This is a genomic window from Pseudomonas sp. HS6-2, assembly GCF_049325675.2.
GTDB classification, from domain to species: Bacteria; Pseudomonadota; Gammaproteobacteria; order Pseudomonadales; family Pseudomonadaceae; genus Aquipseudomonas; species Aquipseudomonas putida_N.
Genome location: NZ_CM143906.1, coordinates 590,766 through 607,043, shown reverse-complemented (window position 1 = coordinate 607,043; position 16,278 = coordinate 590,766). Strand labels below are relative to the sequence as shown.

At 63.8% G+C, this 16,278-nt stretch carries 14 protein-coding genes and 1 pseudogene; 1 reads left to right on the top strand and 14 read right to left on the bottom strand.

The annotated features are described in order from the left end of the window. Positions 1–340 precede the first annotated feature (340 nt). From ACOKS3_RS02720 to ACOKS3_RS02665, 12 genes and pseudogenes are all read right to left on the bottom strand, one after another. Positions 341–553, bottom strand: a pseudogene (locus ACOKS3_RS02720) (methyl-accepting chemotaxis protein); the annotation flags it as partial. A 1,004-nt stretch (positions 554–1,557) separates the two neighbouring features. Further along, entirely contained in the window at positions 1,558–2,850 is a 1,293-nt protein-coding gene (locus tag ACOKS3_RS02715; protein ID WP_003249542.1) for an adenylosuccinate synthase, read from the bottom strand. A 56-nt stretch (positions 2,851–2,906) separates the two neighbouring features. Next, positions 2,907–4,094 carry an ATP phosphoribosyltransferase regulatory subunit gene (locus tag ACOKS3_RS02710; RefSeq protein WP_103445891.1) on the bottom strand — a complete coding sequence of 396 codons (1,188 nt, stop codon included), beginning with the start codon at positions 4,092–4,094 and terminating at the stop codon, positions 2,907–2,909. 301 nt (positions 4,095–4,395) lie between these two features. Continuing rightward, entirely contained in the window at positions 4,396–5,265 is an 870-nt protein-coding gene (hflC, locus tag ACOKS3_RS02705; RefSeq protein ID WP_103445892.1) for a protease modulator HflC, read from the bottom strand. After that, positions 5,265–6,443, bottom strand: a complete 1,179-nt coding sequence (gene hflK / locus ACOKS3_RS02700; protein ID WP_103445893.1) for an FtsH protease activity modulator HflK — start codon at positions 6,441–6,443, stop codon at positions 5,265–5,267. Before hflK ends, hflC begins: the two co-directional genes overlap by 1 nt. Positions 6,444–6,539: 96 nt before the next feature. After that, on the bottom strand, positions 6,540–7,841 hold the full coding sequence (gene hflX / locus ACOKS3_RS02695) for a ribosome rescue GTPase HflX (protein WP_422763768.1): 1,302 nt from the start codon (positions 7,839–7,841) through the stop codon (positions 6,540–6,542). A gap of 12 nt (positions 7,842–7,853) precedes the next feature. Beyond that, complete coding sequence (hfq, locus tag ACOKS3_RS02690) at positions 7,854–8,114, bottom strand: RNA chaperone Hfq (protein WP_103445894.1); 261 nt, start codon at positions 8,112–8,114, stop codon at positions 7,854–7,856. 95 nt (positions 8,115–8,209) lie between these two features. Further along, positions 8,210–9,181: a tRNA (adenosine(37)-N6)-dimethylallyltransferase MiaA gene (gene miaA / locus ACOKS3_RS02685; protein WP_422763769.1), complete on the bottom strand. Its 972-nt coding sequence runs from the start codon at positions 9,179–9,181 to the stop codon at positions 8,210–8,212. 1 nt (position 9,182) lies between these two features. After that, entirely contained in the window at positions 9,183–11,072 is a 1,890-nt protein-coding gene (gene mutL, locus ACOKS3_RS02680) for a DNA mismatch repair endonuclease MutL (RefSeq protein WP_103445896.1), read from the bottom strand. Then, positions 11,069–12,499, bottom strand: a complete 1,431-nt coding sequence (locus tag ACOKS3_RS02675; RefSeq protein WP_103445897.1) for an N-acetylmuramoyl-L-alanine amidase — start codon at positions 12,497–12,499, stop codon at positions 11,069–11,071. The genes mutL and ACOKS3_RS02675 overlap by 4 nt, the downstream gene beginning before the upstream one ends. Before the next feature lie 11 nt (positions 12,500–12,510). Continuing rightward, a complete protein-coding gene (gene tsaE, locus ACOKS3_RS02670; protein ID WP_374755350.1) occupies positions 12,511–12,969 on the bottom strand; it encodes a tRNA (adenosine(37)-N6)-threonylcarbamoyltransferase complex ATPase subunit type 1 TsaE in 459 nt (152 codons plus the stop codon). Positions 12,970–12,971: 2 nt separating this feature from the next. Continuing rightward, complete coding sequence (locus tag ACOKS3_RS02665; RefSeq protein WP_103445899.1) at positions 12,972–13,832, bottom strand: NAD(P)H-hydrate dehydratase; 861 nt, start codon at positions 13,830–13,832, stop codon at positions 12,972–12,974. Positions 13,833–13,896: 64 nt separating this feature from the next. On the opposite strand from ACOKS3_RS02665, the gene queG reads away from it, so the two are divergent. Next, a complete protein-coding gene (gene queG, locus ACOKS3_RS02660; RefSeq protein WP_103445900.1) occupies positions 13,897–14,961 on the top strand; it encodes a tRNA epoxyqueuosine(34) reductase QueG in 1,065 nt (354 codons plus the stop codon). 39 nt (positions 14,962–15,000) lie between these two features. Here the strand turns inward: queG and ACOKS3_RS02655 are convergent, their stop codons facing one another. Beyond that, the gene (locus tag ACOKS3_RS02655; RefSeq protein WP_103445901.1) at positions 15,001–15,612 is read right to left on the bottom strand and encodes a trimeric intracellular cation channel family protein; all 612 of its coding nucleotides are present in this window, start codon (positions 15,610–15,612) and stop codon (positions 15,001–15,003) included. 91 nt (positions 15,613–15,703) lie between these two features. Next, on the bottom strand, positions 15,704–16,246 hold the full coding sequence (gene orn / locus ACOKS3_RS02650; protein ID WP_103445902.1) for an oligoribonuclease: 543 nt from the start codon (positions 16,244–16,246) through the stop codon (positions 15,704–15,706). Between the last annotated feature and the right edge of the window lie 32 nt (positions 16,247–16,278).

Here is a 16,278-nt window from a genome sequence, read left to right as displayed (position 1 = left end):
CCTGGCCGGCAAGGTTCTCGATCAGGCTCGCCAATTGCGTCGAGGAACGGCTGTTCTCGTCGGTTGCCTGGCGAATGTCCACTACCTGCTGCAACGCCGCCTGCATGGCATGGCTTTCGGCCTGAGCCTCGTCAGCCATGCTCGACAGGTCGCGCAGGCTGGCGGCTACTTCGTCACGCTGCAACGCCGCTACAGCATCGGCACCGGCGTTGCGCTTGGCCATGGTGCCGATCTCGACGCCGGTACGCTGGGCCACCTCGCCGGCCTCGCGGACGATGGGCTGCAGTTTGTCGACAAAGCGATTGACCGCTGACGCCATATCGCCGATCTCGTCGCGGCTGTCGAGGGTCACGCGCTTGGTCAGGTCGCCTTCGCCAGCGGCCAGATCATTGAGCGCGGCGATCAGCAGGCGCAGCTTGCTGAGCACCCGGCGGCCTAGCACCACGGCCACCACCAGCAGCACACCCAGACCAACCACCACTAGGCCCAGGCCAATCCGCCAGCGCAGCTCGGCAGCCGCATCGCGCACGGTCTGTGCGGTGTTGGCCTGCATCGCGGTAGCGCTGGCCTGTGCGGTTTCCAGGCGTTCGCGCAGGGCCTTGCCACTGTCGGCGGCCGCGGCGCCCAGGCTGTCGCCGACCAGTTGCTCACCGCTGGCGATCAGGGCATTGAAGCGCTGGTCGAGGGCCTTGAGTTCCTGGTCAACGCCGGCCGTGGAAACCCCCATCAGGACTTTGCCGATCTCGGCACCATTGGGGTTGATCGGCGCTTCGACGAAATACACCGAAGGATCGCGACGCGCGGCGTCGAGCACCTTGTCCAGCGCCCGCTCGCCCTGGCCCTTCTCGATCAAAGCCTGGTTGATCGGGTTCTGCCGGTTCAAGTAGCGGGTCAGATGCTGGCCCTGGGCATCGTCATAGATCACGAACAGCACGTTGGGGTTGCGCTGGGCCCGACGGGCGAAGTCGGAGAGCATCGGTACATCGTTATCCCAGATCGCCCGCGGGGCGACCGAGGCCAGCAGCTCGGCCATGTCGTTGGCCGAGTCCTTGAGATTTTTCTCCAGGGTGGCGCGCAGCTGCTGCTGTTCGTCCTGCAAGCGCGTGGAAAGGCCCGCGCTCAGGCGCTGGCGGGTGCTGCTGGAAAGGCTCTCAAGCCCCCCGCGCACGTCCTGCCCGGCCTGCTCCAGCTCGTCGGCGAGCTGACGGCTGTCTTTACCCAAACGCTCGCCCAGGTCGGCCTCCAAGGCCGTTACGGTGCTGCGGGTCAGCGCAACGGCAACCAGCACTTGCACCAAAAGGGCGATACCAAGGGCAACAAACACAGGCCGCAAGAGGCGGCTTCGTAACAGTGAAAGGATGGCAGACACGGTGTAACCCTCGTGTTTTCTGGCGCCACTATTTTGATGGCATCTACAGAAACTTCTTACAGCAAGGGTTGTGCCGTACACAGCAGGGATAAGCGCCAAGGTCTAGCAATGTCGCCAGGCCCGCGCCACAAATGAAAACGCCGCGATCCTTTGCAGGACCACGGCGTCAGATCAGCCTGGAGGGCAGATCAGGCGAACGGGTGACGCAGGACGATGGTCTCGTTGCGGTCCGGGCCGGTCGAAATGATATCGATCGGCGCGCCTACCAGCTCTTCGATACGCTTGATGTAGTCACGTGCAGCTTGCGGCAGCTCTTCCAGGGTTTTCACGCCCAGGGTCGATTCGCTCCAGCCTGGCATCTCTTCGTACACCGGCTCCAGGCCGATGTAGCTGTCGGCATCGGAAGGCGCGTCGATGACGGCACCGTTCTCGTTCTTGTAGCCAACGCAGATGTTGATGGTTTCCAGGCCGTCCAAAACGTCCAGCTTGGTCAGGCAGATGCCCGAGATGCTGTTGACGTCGATGGCGCGACGCAGGATGACGGCATCGAACCAGCCGCAACGGCGGGCACGGCCAGTGGTCGAACCGAACTCGTGGCCACGCTTGGCCAAGGTGGCACCGGTCTCGTCGAACAGTTCGGTCGGGAACGGACCGGAACCAACGCGAGTGGTGTAGGCCTTGGTGATGCCCAGGATGTAGTCCAGGTACATCGGGCCAACGCCGGAACCGGTGGAGATGCCGCCAGCGGTGGTGTTGGAGCTGGTGACGTACGGGTAGGTACCGTGGTCGATGTCCAGCAGCGAGCCCTGGGCGCCTTCGAACATGATGTCCTTGCCAGCGCGACGCAGGTTGTGCAGCTCGGCGGTCACGTCGAGCATCATCGGCTTGAGCTGTTCGGCGTAGGCCATGCACTCGTCCAAGGTCTGCTGGAAGTCGATGGCCGGCTCTTTGTAGTAGTTCACCAGCTGGAAGTTGTGATAGTCCAGCAGCTCACCCAGCTTGGCGGCGAAACGCTCGCGGTGGAACAGGTCGCCGACGCGCAGGCCGCGGCGTGCAACCTTGTCTTCGTACGCTGGGCCGATGCCACGGCCAGTGGTGCCGATCTTGGCTTCGCCACGGGCTTTTTCACGTGCCTGGTCCAGGGCCACGTGGTACGACAGGATCAGCGGCGCCGCCGGGGAGATACGCAGGCGCTCGCGCACCGGTACACCCTTCTCTTCCAGCTTGGTGATTTCACGCATCAGGGCGTCTGGGGCAACGACCACGCCGTTGCCGATCAGGCACTGCACGCCTTCACGCAGGATGCCCGAGGGAATCAGGTGCAGAACGGTTTTCTCACCGTTGATCACCAGGGTGTGGCCCGCGTTGTGGCCACCTTGGTAGCGCACTACGGCGGCAGCATGTTCGGTCAGCAGATCGACGATCTTGCCTTTGCCCTCATCACCCCACTGGGTGCCCAGGACGACGACATTCTTACCCATTACATTGGTCCTCATTCACGCAAACTTGGTTGCCGGCCTACTGCCGACGCAGAAACTCACTGGGCCAGCGGCAGAACCTGCCAGCGCCCGTCTTGCTGAATCAATTGCCGATCACAATCCGCCTCGAGAGCAGCACTCAACGGCTGGCCAGGCAGAGCCTGGACCACACGCTGGCCCTCGTTGCGCAACTGGCAGACCTGCTGCCAGAGGGCCGCGTCGCCACTGTCCGGCATCCAGATGCCGCCAGTTGGCAATACGACCTCCGCTCGCCCCAGTGTGACCAGGGTCTTCAAATCCGTGGAGAAACCTGTAGCCGGGCGTGCCCGGCCAAAGTCGGCGCCGATGTCGTCATAGCGGCCGCCCTGGGCGATCGATTGACCTTCGCCCGGAACGAACACGGCGAACACCACGCCGGTGTGATAGTTGTAGCCGCGCAGCTCGCCGAGGTCGAAGTACAGCGGCAGGTCCGGATAGCGCGACGCCAGGCGATCGGCGATCGCCAGCAGGTCATCGAGCGCCGCCAGTACGCTGGCCGGGGCACGGCCCAGGCGCACACGGGCCTCGGCCAGCACTTCACGGCCACCGCACAGCTCGACCAGGGCGCGCAGCATGTTGCCCAGGTCCTTCGGCAGGTCGGCAGTCAGTGCCTGCACCTCATCGACCGACTTGCGCTGCAGGGCGTCGAACAGCTGCTGTTCGACCGCGCCCGACAGGCCAGCGGCACGGGCCAGGCCGCGGTAGATACCGACGTGACCAAGATCCATGTGCACGTCGGCAACGTCGGTCAGCTGCAGCGTGGCGAGCATCAGACTGATGACTTCGACATCGCTGGTCGGGCTGGCGTCGCCGTACAGCTCGGCACCCAGCTGAATCGGGCTGCGCGAGGTGGACAGGGCTCGCGGCTGGGCGTGCAGCACGCTGCCGGCGTAGCACAGGCGGCTCGGGCCTTCACGGCGCAGGGTATGGGCGTCGATGCGCGCCACCTGTGGGGTGAAGTCGGCGCGGAAGCCCATCAGGCGGCCCGACTGCGGGTCGACCACCTTGAAGGTGCGCTGATCCAGGTCCTGGCCGGCGCCGGTGAGCAGCGACTCCAGGTACTCGATATGCGGGGTGACGACCAGCTCGTAGCCCCAACTCTGGAACAGGTCCAACACCTGGCGGCGCGCGATCTCGATGCGCGCAGCCTCAGGTGGCAGTACTTCCTCGATGCCATCTGGCAGCAGCCAGCGGTCTACCGTTGCCATTACGCCATTTCCCCTCTGGTCCGGGCGGCTTGCCAGCTGGCGAGCCGTCAGTAAAGCCGGTATCGCGCACAGCAGCGGGCAGCACTGATCCCAGCGCAGCCACCGTACCCGATACCCTCAAATTGCCTTGCGACCTGACCAAACCGTCAACTGGCGCTTTGCCAATCAACCTTGCAGACGCAAAAAAGCCGGGAAATTTCCCGGCTGCCTCATCATACACCCCTTTTCATTCAGGATGCACCCCGCCTGGTGTTTTAGCTGCCAGGCGGGGCGCCGCTGCATGAAAATCAGGGCCTGAGCATCACGGCTTGCTCTTGTCCAGGAAGCGGAAGAACTCGTTCTTCGCGTCCAGTACCAGCACGTCGCTCTTGCTCGAGAAGCTGTCGCGGTACGCCTGCAGGCTACGGTAGAACGCGTAGAAATCAGCGTCCTGGGTGTAGGCCTTGGCGTAGATGGCGGCCGACTGAGCGTCGCCGTCACCACGGGTCTCTTCCGCCTCGCGGTAGGCTTCGGCCAGCAGTACACGGCGCTGACGGTCGGCATCGGCGCGAATACCTTCGGCCAACTCGTTACCTTTGGCGCGGTGCTCGCGAGCTTCACGCTCACGCTCGGTACTCATGCGGTCGAACACGCTGCGGTTGACTTCCTTCGGCAGGTCGATGGCCTTCACGCGCACGTCGACGACCTCGATACCCAGCTCCTTGCTGGCCATGCGGTTCAGCGATGCGGTGATGTCAGCCATCAGCGCGTCACGCTCACCGGAAACCACCTCGTGCAGGGTGCGCTTGCCGAACTGGTCACGCAGGCCGCTTTCCAGACGACGCGACAGACGCTCGTCGGCGATCTGCTTCATGCCGGAAGTGGCGGTGTAGAAGCGCTCGGCATCCTTGACGCGCCACTTGGCGTAGGCGTCGACCATCACAGCCTTCTTCTCCAGGGTCAGGAACCGCTGGGTCGGGGCGTCGAGGGTCATCAGGCGTGCGTCGAACTTGCGTACCTGGTTCACGTACGGAATCTTCACGTGCAGGCCCGGCTGGACATCCGCCTGGACCACCTTACCGAAGCGCAGCAGTACCGCACGCTCGGTCTGGGACACGATGTAGAAGCTGTTCCAGGCCACAATGGCCAGAACCACGGCGGCGATCAGGGCGATCAGCGATCGGTTGCTCATCAGCGGCTCTCCCTAGTGCGCAGTGGCTGCTGTTGCTGTTGCAGGTCCTGCGCGGCACGCGCGCCAGCATCGTTGACCGACGGGCTGACGCTGGTGCTTGGCGCGGACGCGTTGCGGCTGCCTTCGACCATCTTGTCCAGCGGCAGGTAGAGCAGGTTGTTCTGCCCGTCCTTGGCCGTGACCAGGACCTTGCTGGTATTGCTGTAGACCTCTTGCATCGTCTCCAGGTACAGGCGCTGACGGGTCACGTCAGGGGCCTTGCGGTACTCGGCGACCAGCTTGGTGAAGCGATCAGCCTCACCCTTGGCTCGGGCAATGACTTCGTCGCGGTAACCGTTGGCGTCCTCGATGATGCGCTGGGCCTGACCGCGGGCTTCCGGCACCACGCCATTGGCGTAGGACTCGGCCTGGTTGCGGGCACGCTGCTCGTCTTCACGGGCGCGGATCACGTCGTCGAAGGCTTCCTGCACTTCACGCGGGGCTGCCGCGCTCTGTACGTTGACCTGGGTGACGGTGATACCGGTGCGGTAGTTGTCGAGGAAGCGCTGCAGGCGCTCGCGGATATCCACGGCCATCTGCTCACGGCCCTCGGTCAGCACCTGGTCCATCGAGGTGGAACCCACCACGTGGCGCAGGGCGCTGTCGGTCGCATGCTGCAGGCTGACCTCAGGCTGGTCGACGTTAAGCACGAAGTCCTGCAGGTTGCTGATCTTGTACTGGACGGTCAGCGGCACCTCGACGATGTTCTCGTCTTCGGTGAGCATCTGCCCCTGCTTGGTGTAGGCACGCTCGCGCGTGACGTTTTCCATGTACTTGCGATCGATTGGCGGGAAGTAGATGTTCAGGCCGGGACCGACCGTCTCATAGTACTTGCCGAAGCGCAGCACCACGGCCTGCTCCTGCTCGTCGACCACGTACACGGCGCTGTACAGCCAGATTGCAGCAAGCACTGCCAGGCCAATGCCCAGCAGACCATAGCCGCCACCCTTGCCGACATTGCGGTCACCGCCGCCACGTTTTTTGCCACTGCCGAACATGCCGTTCAGGCTGTCCTGCAGCTTGCGGAAGGCCTCGTCCAGATCCGGCGGACCCTTCTTGTCGCCACCACCGCCGCCACCGCGACGGCCGCCCCAGGGATCCTGATTGTTCGAGTTGCCACCCGGCTCGTTCCAAGCCATAGCGCTCTCCATCTGATAAAGCAAAGACGCGCCCACGGCGCGCCGTCCAATGCTACAGAATGCCTGCCACTGCTGCCCGACGACCTCACCGGGCATTTATTGCAAAGTGTGTTGCTCGACAAACACTTGCGGCTCCATGCCTTCACGACTGACCAGGCGATTCAACTCGCCCCTGGGCAGGCGAACACTCAGCAGGCTGCGCCCTTCTTCGTCATGCTCTTCACTTCGCACGGCACCCAGGGCAAAGAATTGCGCGCGCAAGCGGGCAAAACGCTGCTCCAGGCACAGGGTACCGACAAACAGATCATCCCCCAGCAACTCGGCAATCGCCTGGCCGACCAGCTCCAGGCCACGTCCATCTCGTGCCGACACCCAGACCCGCTGCGGCTTGCCATCGGCATCGCGCTGAATCTGCGGCTCGACATCTTCGAGCAGGTCGAGTTTGTTATAGACCTCGAGGATCGGCAAGCCTTCGGCACCGATCTCGCCCAACACGGCCAGCACTTGCTCGATCTGCTCCATGCGCTCTGGCTCATGGGCGTCGATCACATGCAGCAGCAGGTCCGAGTTGCTCGATTCTTCGAGCGTAGCCCGAAATGCCTCGACCAGCTTGTGCGGCAGGTGACGAATGAAGCCCACGGTGTCGGCCAGCACGATCGGGCCCAGGTCGGCCAGTTCGAGCCGGCGCAAGGTCGGATCGAGCGTGGCGAACAGCTGGTCGGCCGCATACACCTCGGATTCGGTCAGGGCATTGAACAGTGTGGACTTGCCGGCGTTGGTGTAGCCAACCAACGAAACCGAAGGGATATCCGCGCGCTTGCGGCCACGACGGGCCTGCTCGCGCTGGCTGCGCACCTTCTCCAGGCGCCCCTTGATCTGGCGGATGCGTACCCGCAACAGACGGCGGTCGGTTTCCAGCTGGGTTTCACCCGGGCCACGCAGGCCGATACCACCCTTCTGCCGCTCAAGGTGGGTCCAGCCGCGCACCAGCCGCGTGCTCATGTGGTCGAGCTGGGCCAGTTCGACCTGCAGCTTGCCTTCATGGGTACGCGCCCGCTGGGCGAAGATGTCGAGGATCAGCCCGGTACGGTCAAGCACGCGACACTCGAAGACGCGCTCGAGGTTGCGTTCCTGACTGGGCGTGAGGGTGTGATTGAAAATCACCAGGTCTACCTGTTCGGCTTTGACCAGGTCGCGCAATTCCTCGACCTTGCCGCTGCCAATCAGGTATTTGGCCGTAGGCTGATGCCTGGCCACCGTGGCCAACGAGACGATGTCGGCTCCGGCCGACAGTGCCAGTTCCTGAAACTCCTGCGGGTCTTCGCGCGCCTCAGGGTTCTGACCTTCCAAGTGAACGAGCAACGCCCGCTCACCACCACCGTGGCGCTCAAAGAACAATGCAGGCTCCTATCAGGCGTTGCCTGGCTCGCTGTCGCCGTGCTCGGCGTCGGTCGGGCTTGGCAGGCGGACCGGACGGGCCGGAACTACGGTCGAAATGGCGTGCTTGTAAACCATCTGGCTGACGGTGTTCTTCAGCAGTACCACGAACTGGTCGAAGGATTCGATCGAGCCCTGCAGCTTGATCCCGTTGACCAGATAGATCGATACCGGGACCTTTTCCTTTCTCAGTTGATTCAAGTAAGGGTCTTGTAGCGAATGCCCTTTTGACATATGCCGCACTCCTGTAAGGATAAATAAATAGAAAATCAGAAAAATTGATAAGTCAGGCCGCCCCTTCGCAAGAATAGACGGCTATCAGCAGGGACTCAGCTCAATATGGAGACGGCCCCAAGGTATTTCAAGATGCGGGACAGATTGTCGCAGGCCAGGCTGTCAAGCCAATGCACGTCAGCCCAGCCACGCAACCAGGTGAACTGCCGCTTGGCCAGCTGTCGAGTGGCAATGATACCGCGTTCGCGCATCTCATTCTCAGTCAGCTTGCCGTCGAGGTAGTCCCAGACCTGTCGATAACCCACTGCCCGTATAGACGGCAGTCCGGCGTGCAAGTCACTTCTGGCTCGCAGCGATCGGACCTCGTCGACAAAGCCCTGTTCCAGCATCTGTGAAAATCGTAACGCAATTCGCTTATGCAGAATGTGACGATCCGCAGGCGCAATCGCCAAACTCGCGACAGTATAGGGCAAATGCCCGCCAGCGCCTGCGTCTGCGCCGCTACTTTCCGCGAATTGACGCTGGCGATGAGCCGTCATGCTCTCGCCGCTCACCCGGTAAACTTCCAGCGCGCGGATCAGCCGCTGTGGGTCGTTGGGGTGAATACGCGCCGCCGACTCCGGGTCGACCTCTGCCAGTTGCCGGTGCAACTCTGCCAGGCCCAGTGCTTCGGCCTGCGCCTCGAGCTCTGCGCGCACGGCGGCATCGGCCGCCGGCATGTCTGCCAGGCCTTCGATCAGCGCCTTGTAATAAAGCATGGTACCGCCGACCAGCAGCGGAATTTTGCCGCGCGCGGTGATATCGGCCATCGCTTCCAGAGCGTCGGCACGAAATTGCGCGGCCGAGTAGCTTTCAGCCGGGTCGCGGATATCGATGAGCCGGTGCGGGTAGGCGGCCAGAATCTCTTTGGAAGGTTTGGCCGAACCAATGTCCAGGCCACGGTAGACCAGGGCCGAGTCGACACTGATCAGCTCGCAGGGCAGGACCTTGGTCAGTTCGATGGCGAGGTCGGTCTTGCCGGCCGCCGTCGGGCCCATGAGGAATATTGCTGGGGGTTTGCCGCTCATGTCATCGACCGCGCAGGAATAGTTTGTCCAGGTCGTCCAGGCCCATCTGGGTCCAGGTCGGACGGCCATGGTTGCACTGGCCGCTGCGTTCGGTGTTTTCCATGTCGCGCAGCAGGGCGTTCATCTCGGGAATGGCCAGGCGTCGGTTGGCGCGCACGGCGCCATGGCAGGCCATGGTGCCGAGCAGTTCATTGAGGTGCGCCTGGATGCGGTCGCTGGTGCCGTATTCCATCAGGTCGGCGAGCACGTCCTGGACCAGGCGATTGGCCTCAGCCTGCTTGAGCAGCGCCGGGATCTGGCGGACCGCCAGTGTCTCGGGGCCCAGGCGCTGCAGCTCGAAGCCCAGGCGCTGAAACCACTGGCCGTGTTCCTCGGCACAGTCGGCTTCGCGCTGGCTCAGCGCCAGGGTTTCCGGCACCAGCAGCGGCTGGCCGCTGAGGCCCTCGCTGGCCATGGCTACCTTGAGGCGCTCGTACATGATGCGCTCGTGGGCCGCGTGCATGTCCACCAGTACCAAGCCGACGGCATTCTCGGCGAGGATGTAGATGCCCTTCAGCTGGGCCAGGGCATAACCCAGCGGCGGGATGTCGCCCTGGCTTTCCGGCAGTGCCGAAGCCGTTGGCGCGCCCTCGTTCAGCGGTTTGTAGAACTCGCGGTAGACCGCCTGGGACTCGGCAGCCGGCAACGGCTGCGACGGGCGCGGGGTGTACTGGTACTGGTAGCCGGCGCCACTGCCGCCATTGGAAATGGAATGCTGTGGCTGCTCCAGCACTGGCGAGGCCAGGCGCATTTCTCCCTGCGGGCCGAACTCACCGACCTGCTGCCCAGTCGGGCGAACCGCTTCAGGCACGGCGGCAGGTGCAGCCAGTTGGTCCTCCGGACGCACGTCAGCCAGGGCACGGTGCAGCGTGCCATAGAGGAAGTCATGCACCGAGCGTCCTTCGCGGAAGCGCACTTCGTGCTTGGTCGGATGCACGTTGACATCGACGCCATTCGGCTCGAGTTCGAGGAACAGCACGAAGGTCGGGTGCCGGCCGTTGAACAGTACGTCGCGATAGGCCTGGCGCACGGCATGGGCGACCAGCTTGTCGCGCACCGCACGGCCGTTGACAAAGAAGTACTGCAGATCGGCCTGGCTGCGCGAGAACGTCGGCAGGCCAACCCAGCCCCACAACCTCAGGCCATTGCGTTCGACGTCGATCGGCAGCGCCTGCTCCATGAAGCCTGGGCCGCAGATGGCGCCGACCCGCCGCGCACGGGCAGTTTCGTCATGCGCCTCATGCAGGCTGAGGATGCTCTTGCCATTGTGGCGCAGGTGGAAGCCGACATCGAAGCGGGCCAGGGCCAGGCGACGGATGACTTCCTGCAGGTGATCGAATTCGGTCTTTTCGGCCTTGAGGAACTTGCGCCGGGCCGGGGTATTGAAGAACAGATCGCGCACTTCCACCGAAGTGCCGACCGGATGCGCGGCGGGTTGCACCCGCGGGGTCATGTCACGGCCTTCGGTCTCGACCTGCCAGGCTTCGCCAGCGCTGGCAGTACGCGAAGTCAAGGTCAAGCGTGCCACCGAGCTGATCGATGCCAGCGCCTCACCCCGGAAGCCCAGGCTCAGTACGCCTTCAAGGTCTTCCAGCTCGCGAATCTTGCTGGTGGCGTGACGGGCCAGGGCCAGCGGCAGGTCGTCGGCGGAAATGCCGCTGCCATCGTCACGCACCCGCAGCAGCTTCACACCACCCTGCTCGACTTCCACGTCAATGCGCCGGGCACCGGAGTCCAGGCTGTTTTCCAACAGTTCCTTGGCCACCGACGCCGGGCGCTCAACCACCTCGCCGGCGGCAATCTGGTTGGCCAGCCGCGGGCTGAGCAGCTGGATGCGCGAACCGCCACTCATTGCGAAGCCAGTGTGGTAGCGGGGATATCGAGGTGCTGGCCGACCTTCAGCTCATCGGTCTTGAGGCTGTTGGTGCTGCGCAAGCTGGTCACGCTGACCTGATAGCGTACAGCAAGCATCGCCAGGGTTTCGCCCGGGCGCACGGTGTGCTCACGCGGCCCCTGGGCAATCTTGCCGCTGTCACGCAGCCAGGCAATGTAAGTGCCAGGCGGCGGGTTCTGCTGGAAGTACTGACGCACGCCAGTATGAATCGAACGCGCCAACGCCTGCTGATGGCTGGCGGTGGCCAGCTTGGCCGCCTCGTTGTTGTTCGAGATGAACCCGGTTTCAACGAGGATCGACGGGATGTCCGGCGACTTCAGCACCATGAAGCCCGCTTGTTCTACCCGCTGCTTGTGCAGCGAAGTGACTCGCCCCATGTTGCCAAGCACTTTTTGCCCGACGTTCAGGCTGGAACTCAGCGTGGCAGTCATCGACAGGTCGAGCAGCACGCCCGCGAGCATGCGGTCCTTGTCGTCGAGGCTGACGTTGCCAGCACCACCGATCAGGTCGGAACGGTTTTCCGTGTCGGCCAGCCAGCGCGCAGTCTCGGACGTGGCGCCACGGTCGGACAGGGCGAACACCGAGGCGCCAAAGGCAGCACGCGATGGTGCGGCGTCGGCGTGGATCGAGATGAACAGGTCGGCACCCTTCTTGCGGGCGATCTCGGTGCGCTTGCGCAGCGGGATGAAGTAGTCACCGGTGCGGGTCAGCTCGGCGCGGTAACCCTTCTCGGTGTTGATCTGGCGCTGCAACTCCTTGGCGATCTGCAGCACGATGTCTTTCTCGTGCTGACCGCGCGAGCCGGATGCGCCTGGGTCTTCACCGCCATGACCGGCATCGATGGCGACCACGATGTCGCGCTTGCCACTCGGCACTGGCGGCAGCTTGATTGCGGGCTGTGCCGGGCTTACCGGTACCGCTGGCGTGGTTGCCGGAGTCTGCACCGGGGTTGGCGGCGGGGTCGGCGCCGTGGCAGCGATGGCATCGGCCTCCTGGTCATACAGGTCGACCACCAGGCGGTTACCGTACTGGGCATTGGGCGCCAGGGTGAAGCTCTTGGGCGTGACCGACTTCTTCAGGTCGACCACCACACGCAGGTCGGTAGGGGTACGCTGAGCCGAGCGTACACTGCTGATCGGCGTATTGGCGGTCGACACGTTCAGCGGCGCGGCCAGGGTCGCGCCATTGATGTCGATCACCAGGCGATCGGGTGCACTAAGGGTGAAGACGCTATGCTGCACGGGGCCAGACAGATCGAAGACCAACCGCGTGTTGTCCGGCGCGCGCCACAGGCGCACGCTCTTGACTTGAGTGACGGCCAGAGCGTCAACGGTCACCGCTGTCAGCAGCAATCCAACGACAGCGACCAGTGCGCGTATGCGCATACCTACCCCACTTACTGTTTATAGTGTTCGGCCAGTGCAGTGCACCAGGCCTCGCCGCGAGCCCCCTGCGGCGTAAGGTCAAGCGAGCGGCCGCTCGCTTGGGGGCTTATGGTAATGGTCAGGTCGGGCTTTGGCAAAACGCCCGCACCCTTTTGTGGCCATTCGAACAGGCACAGCGGATCGCCGTCGAAATAGTCACGAATGCCCATGAACTCCAGCTCTTCCGGGTCGACCAGACGATACAGGTCGAAATGGAAGGCGCGTACTTCACCGATTTCGTAGGGTTCTACCACGGTGAAAGTCGGACTTTTCACTGCACCAGTATGGCCCAGCCCACGGATCAGGCCACGCGAGAGCGTGGTCTTGCCCGCCCCCAGATCGCCTTCCAGGAAAATCACGCCACGACCGCCGGTCACCTCGGCCATTTTTGCGCCGAAATCGACCGTGGCCGCTTCATCGGCCAGAAACAGGGTTAAGCCAGACACGCAGAATGCTCCTCCAACAATTCACGAATGACCGGCGCCAGATCACTGGCTGCCAGGCCTCTACCTTTGACGCCCAGGCGCTCTCCTGCACAGGCGTGCAGCCATACCCCCAGGCCAGCCGCGCTCCAGGCATCAAGCCCCTGGGCCAGCAACGCCGCCAGCACGCCGGTCAGCACGTCCCCCAGCCCGGCACCGGCCATCGCCGGATGCCCTCGATTGCACAGCACCAGCTGGCCGGCGGAGTCTGCCACCAGGGTGCCAGCCCCCTTGAGCACGCAGACGCTGGCATAGCGACGTGCCAGCTTGCGCGCCGCCCCCGGGCGATCGGCCTGCACGGCCTCGGTGGAAATGCCCAACAGCCGCGCCGCCTCCCCCGGGTGCGGGGTGAGGATGCTGCCACTGGGTAGCGCCAGTGGCGTGCGGGCCAGCAGGTTCAGGGCGTCGGCATCCCACACCTGCGGCCGCTCGGCGTTGGCCACCGCAGACAGCAGGCTACGGCCCCAGGCAGCCTGACCCAGCCCGGGCCCCACCACCAGCACCGAGGCACGCTCCAGCACTCCGACCAACTGATTGGCCGAATCGACCCCCAGGCACATGGTTTCAGGCATGCGCGCCAGCCCGGCGATGACGTGCTCCGGGCGCGTCGCCACGCTGACCAGCCCGGCACCGCAGCGCAGCGCAGCCTCGGCACTGAGCAGCACGGCGCCGCCGGTGCCCAGGTCGCCACCGACGACCAGCACATGGCCGAAATCGCCTTTATGGGCATGCGCATGGCGCGCTGGCAGGCGTGCGACGGTCACGCTGCTGAGCAGTTGCGGGGCATTGCTGGGGTGTTTGGTCTGCGGCATGGGGTCAAAGGCTCCAATGTCTGGCAGAATTATACGCACCTGAGCCCGTATTGCCTGCCCATCCATGTCCGCCTGTACTCCTGACCTCGCCCAACTGGCCCAATCCATCAAGATCTGGGGCCAAGAACTCGGTTTTGCCCACGTCGGCATCGCCGGTGTCGACCTTGGCGAACACGAACAGCACCTGCAACGCTGGCTCGAGGCCGGCTACCAGGGCGAAATGGAGTACCTCGGCGCCCATGGCAGCAAACGCGCCCACCCCGACCAGCTGATTCCCGGCACGGTACGCGTGGTGTCGCTGCGCATGGACTACCTGCCCGGCGACACGCAGATGGCGCAACGCCTGGCCCAGCCGGAAAAAGCCTACGTGTCGCGCTACGCGCTGGGCCGCGACTACCACAAGCTGGTGCGCAAGCGCGTGCAGTTCCTGGCGGACCGCATCCAGGAAGCGATCGGCCCCTTCGGCTACCGCGCCTTCGTCGACAGCGCCCCGGTGCTGGAGAAGGCCCTGGCCGAGCAAGCCGGGCTGGGCTGGATCGGTAAGAATACCCTGCTGCTCAACCGCAAGGCCGGCAGCTACTTCTTCCTTGCTGAACTGTTCGTCGACCTGCCGCTGCCGGTGGACGAGGCGCATACCAGTGAACACTGCGGGCGCTGCCAGGCGTGCCTGGACATATGCCCGACCCAGGCGTTCGTCGGGCCCTACGTGCTGGATGCGCGGCGCTGCATCTCCTACCTGACCATCGAGTTGCGCGGCCCTATTCCGGTCGAACTGCGCTCAATGATGGGCAATCGTGTGTTCGGCTGCGATGACTGCCAGATCGTCTGCCCCTGGAACCGCTTTGCCAATCACAGCAAGGAACAGGACTTCCAGCCGCGACATGGGCTGGAAAATGCCGAGCTGGCTGAAATGTTCCTGTGGGACGAGCGCACCTTCCTGCGCAAGACCGAAGGCGGGCCGTTGCGGCGGGCGGGGTATGAGCGATTCTTGCGCAACCTGGCCGTGGGGCTGGGTAATGCGCCTTCGACAATTCCGGTGATCGAAGCGTTAAAGGCCCGGCGGGAAGATGAGTCAGAACTGGTACGCGAGCATGTGGAGTGGGCGCTGGCCCGGCACGGTAACCAGTAGCAACTCCTACAGGGGACGCGCCAGACCTGGATATAGGGATTATTGCTGATCGTTGTAGTGGAACTTGGGCATTTCCCAATGGAAACGGATCGCCAGCAAGCGCACCAGGAAGCCACCGAACAAGGTCAGCAGCATCGCCTGCTCCGCCGGTAGCTTGAAGTACACGCAGCCCAGATAGAACCAGGCCGCCGCGAACGACACGCTGGCATACAACTCGCGACGGAACACCAGCGGAATGTCGTTGCAGAAGATGTCCCGCAGGATCCCACCAAACACCCCGGTGATCACCCCGCTGATCGACGCCACCAGCATGCCCTGCCCCATCTCCAGCGCGGTCATGCAGCCAATCAGGGTAAAGGCCACCAGGCCCAAGGCATCCAGCACCAGGAACAGCGAACGCAAACGTCGCATCATCGGCGCGATGAAAATCGTCAGGAGCGCGGCGCAGCTGGTCAATACCAGGTATTCCGGGTGCTTTACCCAAGTCAGCGGGTAATGCCCAAGCAGCACGTCGCGCACCGAGCCGCCACCCAGAGCGGTCACGCAGGCGATCAGCACCACGCCAAACCAGTCCATGCCGCGGCGGCCGGCGGACAGGGCACCGGTCATGGCTTCGGCGGTAATGGCGATCAGGTAGAGCATCAACAACATGGCGCGGGTCCGTGCGGGAAAGGCGCGCAGTCTAACCAGTTGCCTGTGGCACCAAAAGAGGGCGCGAGCACAATATCTGCGCCCTTTCGACTCACACCTTGATGAAATGCTCGCGGTAGTGACGCAGTTCGGCGATCGACTCGCGGATATCGTCCAGCGCCAGGTGGGTGCTGCCCTTCTTGAAGCTGTCGCGCACATCCGGCGCCCAGCGTGCGGCCAGCTCTTTCAGGGTGGAGACATCGAGGTTGCGATAGTGGAAGTAGTTTTCCAGGCCGCGCATGTGCCGATAGAGGAAGCGGCGATCCTGGCAGATGCTGTTGCCGCAGATCGGCGACTTGCCTTTTGGCACCCACTGCTCGAGGAAGGCGATGGTCTGCGCTTCGGCTTCGGCCATGCTGATCTTGCTGTCACGCACGCGCTGGGTCAGGCCCGAAGCGCCATGGGTGCGGGTGTTCCAGGCGTCCATGCGCGCCAGCACTTCGTCACTGTGGTGGATGGCGATCACCGGGCCTTCGGCCAGGGTGTTGAGCTCGCTGTCGGTGACGATGGTGGCCATCTCGATGATGACGTCGTGATCCGGATCCAGGCCGGTCATTTCCAGATCGATCCAGATCAGGTTCTGTGGATTCTGCATGAAGGGGCTCCTCGTATAGGCCGTCATATTAG